The sequence below is a fragment of the Streptomyces sp. NPDC090442 genome (assembly GCF_044769405.1).
GTDB lineage: Bacteria > Actinomycetota > Actinomycetes > Streptomycetales > Streptomycetaceae > Streptomyces.
In genome coordinates, this window is record NZ_JBIVXW010000221.1 from 1 (window position 1) to 2,123 (window position 2,123).

At 65.5% G+C, this 2,123-nt stretch carries 2 protein-coding genes and 1 pseudogene; all 3 read left to right on the forward strand.

The genetic code is table 11. The annotated features are described in order from the left end of the window. Window positions 1-102 precede the first annotated feature (102 nt). A complete protein-coding gene (locus ACIQU6_RS44520) occupies window positions 103-1,038 on the forward strand; it encodes a group II intron maturase-specific domain-containing protein (RefSeq protein WP_403488415.1) in 936 nt (311 codons plus the stop codon). A 79-nt stretch (window positions 1,039-1,117) separates the two neighbouring features. Then, the gene (locus tag ACIQU6_RS44525) at window positions 1,118-1,903 is read left to right on the forward strand and encodes an IS5 family transposase (RefSeq protein WP_403488417.1); all 786 of its coding nucleotides are present in this window, start codon (window positions 1,118-1,120) and stop codon (window positions 1,901-1,903) included. Beyond that, window positions 1,900-2,123 (forward strand): annotated as a pseudogene (locus ACIQU6_RS44530) (hypothetical protein); the annotation flags it as partial. The gene ACIQU6_RS44525 and the pseudogene ACIQU6_RS44530, both read left to right, overlap by 4 nt.

Consider the following 2,123-nt stretch of genomic DNA (forward strand, 5'->3'; position numbering starts at 1 on the left):
GTGGACGCCGATTATGCTGAACTTTCAAAAACTGGACTGCAGGTCCGTCACGCTCTCGCCTCCGCGGTCGGCATAACCCGACGTGCGGCATAAGCCGACGATATGGTCGCCTGCTGTCACTCCCGGCAGCAGGCCGAGCAGGTCAAGGCGCAGCTTGCGGAGTGGCTGGCACCCAGGGGCCTGACCTTCAATGAGGAGAAGACGCGCATTGCGCGTCTCTCCGAAGGTTTCGACTTCCTGGGGTTCACCCTTCGCCGGTTTCACGACTCCAAGCTGATCATCACGCCAAGCAAGAAGGCGGTCATGCGGTTACGGAAGAGGCTCACGGACGAGATGCGGAACCTTCGCGGATCGAACGTGGTGGCGGTCATCGCCAAGCTCAACCCGATTATTCGTGGATGGGCGGCCTACTACCGAGGGGTGGTGTCCAGCCGGATCTTTTCGAATCTGGACTCTCACGTGTGGCGGCTCACCTACAAGTGGGCCCGACGCTCGCACCCCAACAAGCCGAAGAAGTGGATCGTGCGCCGCTACTACGGCAAATTCAACAAGTTCAGGAACGACTATTGGGTGTTCGGCGATCGTAGCTGTATCAGCGAAAGCGGCGGCACCTATCACATGGTCAAATTCTCCTGGACGAATATCGTCCGGCACCAACTGGTCACCGGCAGGGCGTCACCCGACGATCCCGACCTGCGTGATTACTGGGCCAAAAGACGGAGGAAGGTCAAACCCCCGCTGGACAACTACAACCTGAACCTGCTCGCCAGGCAGGAAGGCCGATGTCCACTCTGCGGGGACTACATCCTCACCGCCTATCAGCCACCACAATCCCCGCACGAATGGGAACGCTGGTGGCTGAACACCGTCCGCCGAGCGGTAGCCGCCAGCTACCTCACTCACCACGGGGGACATGGCGCGCCGGACGGACCGCAGACACGCCTCGTGCACGCCTCCTGCCAACGCAGCCTCCGGGCCAGAACGCGCAGGAGAACCGCAGTTTCTGCAACACCGCGAACGCCCTTGGGGCTTGCTTGAGCCGTGTGCTTGGAAATCGGGCACGCACGGTTCTGAGGGGGCGGGGACGCAGCAATGCGTCCCCGCTACCCGACAACCGGTGATCACCGCGTGGAAGGACCGGCACCGCTCGGTCAGCGGCCACCAGGGCGCCTACGACATGCGGGAGATCGTGAACGCGATCCTCTACCAGGGCCGGACCGGCTGCCAGTGGGCCTATCTCCCGCATGATCTGCCGCAGAAGAGCGCGACGTACTACTACTTCGCCGCCTGGCGCGACGACGGAACCGACCAGGTCATCCACGAACTCCTGCGCTGCCAGGTCCGCGAACGCGCCCGCCGATTAGAGGACCCGACCCTGGTGGTGCTGGACACCCAGAGTGTCCACGTGGCCGCCGGGGTCCCCGCCGTCACGAGCGGCCACGATCCGGCCAAGCGGGTGCCCGGCCGCAAACGCGGACTGGCGGTGGACGTCCTCGGCCTGGTCATCGCAGTCGTCGTCCTCGCCGCGAACACCCACGACAACGCCGCGGGCATCGCCCTGCTGGACCAAGTCGCCGAGCATACCGGCGGCATCGTGCGCAAAGCCCTGGTCGACCAGGGCTTCAAGAACCAGGTCGTCGTGCACGGCGCCGGCCTGGGTATCGACGTTGAGATCGTTGCTCGCGACCCGCAGGTCAAGGGGTTCGTGCCGCAGCCGAAGCGGTGGAGGGTCGAGCAGACCTACGGGATCCTGATACTGCACCGGCGCCTGGTCCGCGACTACGAGCACCGCCCCTCCTCCTCCGCCTCCCGCGTCTACTGGGCGATGAGCCACGTCATGACCCGGCGCCTCACCGGCACGAATACCCCGACCTGGCGCGAGGCGGAGGCCGTGGCAGCATGAACATCCGGCCTCTGCTCGACGCCCTGGACCTGCAGGAAGACGCCGCCCAGTCCCTGGCCGACGACCTCCGCACACAGATCGACGACCTGCAGACCCGGCTGCGGGAGGCCGAGACGCACCTGGAGCACCTCGCGATCACCCGCAAGACCATCACCGGCCTCGCCGACCGGCTCCCGGCCCACACACCGGACCTGCCCGAGCACCCGGACTACCCCCGCAT

Bases quoted from the DNA above. Each gene is read 5' to 3' on its own strand.
- ACIQU6_RS44520 (WP_403488415.1), top strand. From the start codon at position 103: ATGGTCGCCTGCTGTCACTCCCGGCAGCAGGCCGAGCAGGTCAAGGCG.